Here is a 5,213-nt window from a genome sequence, read left to right as displayed (position 1 = left end):
GCCACAAGTACGATGCCGAGGCCAGCCCAAACAGCATAAGCAATGCCGACCGGGATGGACTTGAGTGCGAGAGAGAGGAAATAGAACGCAAGCCCGTAGCCAGCCACAACTACAACAGAAGGAACTAACTTGGTGAATCCATGGCTGGACTTCAGTGCGGAAGTTGCGACGACCTCACCAAATATTGCAATAGCCAGAAAGAGCCAGTTCTTCACGTGCAATCTCCTCTACGGTATGAAGGATAAATAGTGGTGGCTATGAGTTGCCAAAAACAGTCTTGCGGCTGTCGATTTTCTGTGAGCATACGCAACGCCAAATCTGGCATCTAACGCTTGAGTTAAGCCGCGCCGCGAAGCGGCGTCGGCTTGAACGAATTGTTAGACATTATTTGCCGACTACCTTGGTGATCTCGCCTTTCACGTAGTGAACAAATTCTTCCAACTGATCTGCGCGGGAGGCCAAGCGATCTTCTTCTTGTCCAAGATAAGCCTGTCTAGCTTCAAGTATGACGGGCTGATACTGGGCCGGCAGGCGCTCCATTGCCCAGTCGGCAGCGACATCCTTCGGCGCGATTTTGCCGGTTACTGCGCTGTACCAAATGCGGGACAACGTAAGCACTACATTTCGCTCATCGCCAGCCCAGTCGGGCGGCGAGTTCCATAGCGTTAAGGTTTCATTTAGCGCCTCAAATAGATCCTGTTCAGGAACCGGATCAAAGAGTTCCTCCGCCGCTGGACCTACCAAGGCAACGCTATGTTCTCTTGCTTTTGTCAGCAAGATAGCCAGATCAATGTCGATCGTGGCTGGCTCGAAGATACCTGCAAGAATGTCATTGCGCTGCCATTCTCCAAATTGCAGTTCGCGCTTAGCTGGATAACGCCACGGAATGATGTCGTCGTGCACAACAATGGTGACTTCTACAGCGCGGAGAATCTCGCTCTCTCCAGGGGAAGCCGAAGTTTCCAAAAGGTCGTTGATCAAAGCTCGCCGCGTTGTTTCATCAAGCCTTACGGTCACCGTAACCAGCAAATCAATATCACTGTGTGGCTTCAGGCCGCCATCCACTGCGGAGCCGTACAAATGTACGGCCAGCAACGTCGGTTCGAGATGGCGCTCGATGACGCCAACTACCTCTGATAGTTGAGTCGATACTTCGGCGATCACCGCTTCCCTCATGATGTTTAACGCCTGAGCTCAGCCGACCGAAACCGCGTAGCGGTTTTGGGTCGGCTGCAGCGATTTGTTGGGCGATAGCTTGCCACATTCTCTCAACGATTGGGATTTGATGTACTTTCCGCACTTTGTAGCGCGACCACATCATGCTCCCCCTGGCCGCGAGAGCCCTTCACTCGGGAAACACAAGACAGACCGAGCACGACTGTTGCAAGGGTCAAACAGTACACGACAACCGGCCAAGCCGTGTTGCGCGGCAACAGCGAAATGATCAACGTTCCGATGCTTCCTAGCAGTACACCGCCCAAGCAGAAGTAGACTGCCGTGACCGTTCCAGCAACATGGTCGAATCCTCGAAGAGCGCCATTGGGCGCCACAGATACCGCTGTGGCGACACCAATACCCACTAGCCACATTGGAGCAATAAAGCCTAACACGGACTGCAAAGCCCATATTTCGGTGATGGCAAGCAATACTGCTCCAGCTATCAGGCATCCCATTCCCATTCGCAAGACACTTGGGCTGCCCCACTTGGGTATCACACGCCCCATAAAACGAGCCGTAAACACCATGGCAATTGCCACTGTGGCGAACAGCAGGCTGAAGCCAAGCTGAGACACACCTTGCCTGCCCATCATTAGTCCGGGCGCAATGGAGAAAAAGACGAAGAAGCTACCCATTCCAGCGGCGTAACACAACGTGTACAACCAGAAGTTCAGGCACTTAACGGGGAGTAGCAGCTGCGACCATTGCAAGCCCGCAACTCGTTGCACCCGGGTTTCAGGCCAGAATCGCCACGCTGCTGCAGATGCAGCGATCATGCCCAAACCTAGAAACGCAAAGATAGCCCGCCACCCAAGCCACATGTCGACGAGCGCTCCGAGCAATGGGCCTACCGCCGGGACCATGGCCAGCATGGATCCGAGTATGCCGTAAATGACATTACTTTCCTCGCGACCTGCGTAAATGTCACGTACTGTTGCAAATGTGGAAACAAGGCACGCCGAGGCACCACAAGCCTGAAGAATCCGAAGCCCCAGAAAGACTTCAGCCGATGACGTAAGAGCGAGGCCCATTGACGCCACAACGTAGGCGAGGCCACCTCCCAGTAGAACGGGGCGGCGCCCCAGTCGGTCCGATAGCGGTCCAAACAAGAGCTGACCGGCACCAATCATGACCAAGTACGTTGTCAGCGTAAGCTGAATTGTGCTCGCTGTCGTACCAAGCGCGTTTGGCATAAACGGCACTGCTGGCAAGTACATGTCCATGCCGAGTGATGCCAATAAATCGAACGGTGATAACAACAACACCGTGGCGGCAAGGGAGTACCGCCAACTAAAGTTTTTTGAGCTCACGAAACCATCTCCTTGAACAAAGGATTTGGCGGCGCTCCCGTAGAGCAAAAGGATTCATGAGAACGCCGCAACAACCGAAAAATGAAGGTTGCTGCGGCTTACTTGTCTGCGTTCTTGGAAGTGCTCATCTGCTGACTATCTCATGATTGAATTTGAATCGTAACAACTTTCAAGCAACTCTGCAAGGAGCCTTATTGTGCGCCCAACGCCGGAGTTAAGCCGCCGCGCGTAGCGCGGTCGGCTTGAACGAATTGTTAGACATCATTTACCAACTGACTTGATGATCTCGCCTTTCACAAAGCGAATAAATTCTTCCAAGTGATCTGCGCGTGAGGCCAAGTGATCTTCTTTTTGTCCCAGATAAGCTTGCTTAGCTTCAAGTAAGACGGGCTGATACTGGGCAGGTAGGCGTTTTATTGCCCAGTCGGCAGCGACATCCTTCGGCGCGATTTTGCCGGTTATTGCGCTGTACCAAATGCGGGACAACGTAAGCACTACATTTCGCTCATCGCCGGCCCAGTCGGGCTGCGAGTTCCATAGCTTCAAGGTTTCCCTCAGCGCCTCGAATAGATCCTGTTCAGGAACCGGGTCAAAGAATTCCTCCGCTGCCGGACCTACCAAGGCAACGCTATGTTCTCTTGCTTTTGTAAGCAGGATAGCTAGATCAATGTCGATCATGGCTGGCTCGAAGATACCCGCAAGAATGTCATTGCGCTGCCATTCTCCAAATTGCAGCTCGCGCTTAGCCGGATAACGCCACGGGATGATGTCGTCATGCACGACAAGGGTGACTTCTATAGCGCGGAGCGTCTCGCTCTCGCCAGGGAAAGCCGAAGCCTCCATAAGGTCATTGAGCAATGCTCGCCGCGTCGTTTCATCAAGCTTTACGGCCACAGTAACCAACAAATCAATATCGCTGTATGGCTTCAGGCCGCCATCCACTGCGGAGCCGTACAAATGCACGGCCAGCAACGTTGATTCCAGATGGCGCTCAATGACGCTTAGCACCTCTGATAGTTGGTTCGAAATTTCGATGGTCACCGCTACCCTCATGATGTCTAACACCAGAATTAAGCCGCGCCGCGAAGCGGCGTCGGCTTGAATGACTTGTTAGCGCCCACCTGCGACGCCAACCTCTTGCCACTGATAGTACTGCTTAGTAGCAATGGCCAGCATATCCAGGTCCTCCGGCGTGTCTCCGTACGCGTAGATGGTCGGATATGTCGCCAGGTCGTAGCGCTCACGGACCAAGCGAGCCTTCTCCGTCAAGACGCACTGCCGCCCTTCATAGCGGCCCGTTAGGATTCCGTCCGACTGTTGCAAGGAAGAACAGATGAGCTCAACGCCGTGCGAGTCGCACCACGGCTCCAAGTAAGCCTCAAGTCCGCCGGAAACAACGACAACCTTGTGCCCCTGCGCTTTGTGCCATGCGATGCGCTGCATTGCCTCGCCGCGGAGGGTATTGGGCAGGTAGCTCTGAGCGAAGTCACGACCTTGGGCCTCCAGGACCGAGGCCGGGATGCCGCTGTAAGCGAAGCGAACGATGACGCGACGGATCAGGGTGCCAGACAAGATCCCAATCTTATACCCAAGCACGAGCGGCGCCAGAAGCAGTTGTCCCACAAGCAGTCGACGTCGGCTCACGGACCGCCGCACAAAATCCGGCATCGTCTCGCGAGTGGTAATTGTGCCATCGAAGTCAAAGAGTGCGAGAGACATGCGTTGTGGGCGCTAACGCCTTGCTCACCGGAAAATTGCGAGCGCAGCGAGTAATTTTTCCGGTGCAGCAACTTGTTGTACGGTGCAACCGATAGCTATGACGTTTGCCCCTTAATCGCCTGGATAATCCTCGGCCAGTCTTCATGATGCAACTCATGTCCCGTGCCTTCGAGTGTCAGCATTTTTGAACCACGAATCGCATCTTTCAGTGCCAACCCATGCACATAAGGAAGTACAGGATCCTCCGTGCCGTGAATGATCAAAGTTGGTACAGCTATCTCATTTAATCTCCCGAGCCATCTCTCGCCACCACCTAAAGTAGTGTGGTTGAATGTTGTCAGGATATTCGGAGTGCGATCAAAATTTAACTCAGCGATGTTTTGTATCTTCTCAGCGTCAAAAGCATGCGCAGTACCTGAGTTGATTCGCCACGCTCCGACCTGATACGCGACGACAGCATCTCTATCAGACCAATCCAGCGATTCCGCCCGTTGGTGATACTCAATGATGGCAGGATCAAAAGCGGGCATATCCGGATCTGCATCTGCAAGCCGTTCTGAAGCAATCAGCGTCAAGCTCTTCACACGTTTCGGATACTTGAGAGCTACAAGCTGGGAAAGAAATCCCCCCAAAGACATGCCGACTAAATGAGCAGCTTCCAGACCATAACCATCAATGACGCGAACCACATCATCTGCTAATTCTTCAACGGAATATGGAGCCTGACCTGGCTCATAGCTTGTTGATTTCCCGGTATCACGGTGGTCGTACCGGATCACATAGCGACCCATTTTGGCAAGTTGGGAACAAAACTCATCAGGCCACCACACCGCAGACGACATTGCCCCCATGATCAGAATAATGGGTTCATGGGCCGGGTCGCCGAATGATTCGGTATAGAGTGAAATCGCTTTATCAACAACTACCTTTTCTTTCATACTTAAATTGCCTTCGAGTTCTACGTAC

At 53.2% G+C, this 5,213-nt stretch carries 7 protein-coding genes; all 7 read right to left on the bottom strand.

All coding sequences use genetic code 11. The features are described 5' to 3' along the window. Nucleotides 1-215: DMT family transporter (locus PSF31_RS20890; RefSeq protein ID WP_159179033.1), on the bottom strand; the 215-nt coding region annotated here is incomplete at its 3' end. Between the two features lie 169 nt (nt 216-384). Next, nucleotides 385-1,119 carry an AadA family aminoglycoside 3''-O-nucleotidyltransferase gene (locus PSF31_RS20885; RefSeq protein ID WP_079733332.1) on the bottom strand — a complete coding sequence of 245 codons (735 nt, stop codon included), beginning with the start codon at nt 1,117-1,119 and terminating at the stop codon, nt 385-387. Further along, nucleotides 1,037-1,321: a hypothetical protein gene (locus PSF31_RS20880; protein ID WP_272683295.1), complete on the bottom strand. Its 285-nt coding sequence runs from the start codon at nt 1,319-1,321 to the stop codon at nt 1,037-1,039. Before PSF31_RS20880 ends, PSF31_RS20885 begins: the two co-directional genes overlap by 83 nt. Next, entirely contained in the window at nt 1,269-2,528 is a 1,260-nt protein-coding gene (locus PSF31_RS20875) for a chloramphenicol efflux MFS transporter CmlA1 (protein ID WP_000095725.1), read from the bottom strand. The genes PSF31_RS20880 and PSF31_RS20875 overlap by 53 nt, the downstream gene beginning before the upstream one ends. Before the next feature lie 261 nt (nt 2,529-2,789). Beyond that, complete coding sequence (locus PSF31_RS20870; protein ID WP_001261740.1) at nt 2,790-3,581, bottom strand: ANT(3'')-Ia family aminoglycoside nucleotidyltransferase AadA2; 792 nt, start codon at nt 3,579-3,581, stop codon at nt 2,790-2,792. A 57-nt stretch (nt 3,582-3,638) separates the two neighbouring features. Beyond that, the gene (locus PSF31_RS20865; RefSeq protein ID WP_000050382.1) at nt 3,639-4,247 is read right to left on the bottom strand and encodes an HAD family hydrolase; all 609 of its coding nucleotides are present in this window, start codon (nt 4,245-4,247) and stop codon (nt 3,639-3,641) included. Between the two features lie 95 nt (nt 4,248-4,342). Further along, on the bottom strand, nt 4,343-5,213 hold an 871-nt coding region (gene estX / locus PSF31_RS20860; RefSeq protein WP_050583668.1), incomplete at its 5' end, for an alpha/beta fold putative hydrolase EstX.

Source organism: Providencia sp. PROV156, assembly GCF_028480905.1.
GTDB classification, from domain to species: domain Bacteria; phylum Pseudomonadota; class Gammaproteobacteria; order Enterobacterales; family Enterobacteriaceae; genus Providencia; species Providencia hangzhouensis.
Note: the sequence above shows the minus strand (reverse complement) of the source record. Positions and strands in the feature narration are given on the sequence as shown.

What these genes read in the sequence shown, in the direction of transcription:
- PSF31_RS20880 (WP_272683295.1), bottom strand. Translation starts at nt 1,321, where the DNA reads ATGATGTGGTCGCGCTACAAAGTGCGGAAAGTACATCAAATCCCAATC.
- PSF31_RS20870 (WP_001261740.1), bottom strand. Translation starts at nt 3,581, where the DNA reads ATGAGGGTAGCGGTGACCATCGAAATTTCGAACCAACTATCAGAGGTG.
- PSF31_RS20865 (WP_000050382.1), bottom strand. Translation starts at nt 4,247, where the DNA reads ATGTCTCTCGCACTCTTTGACTTCGATGGCACAATTACCACTCGCGAG.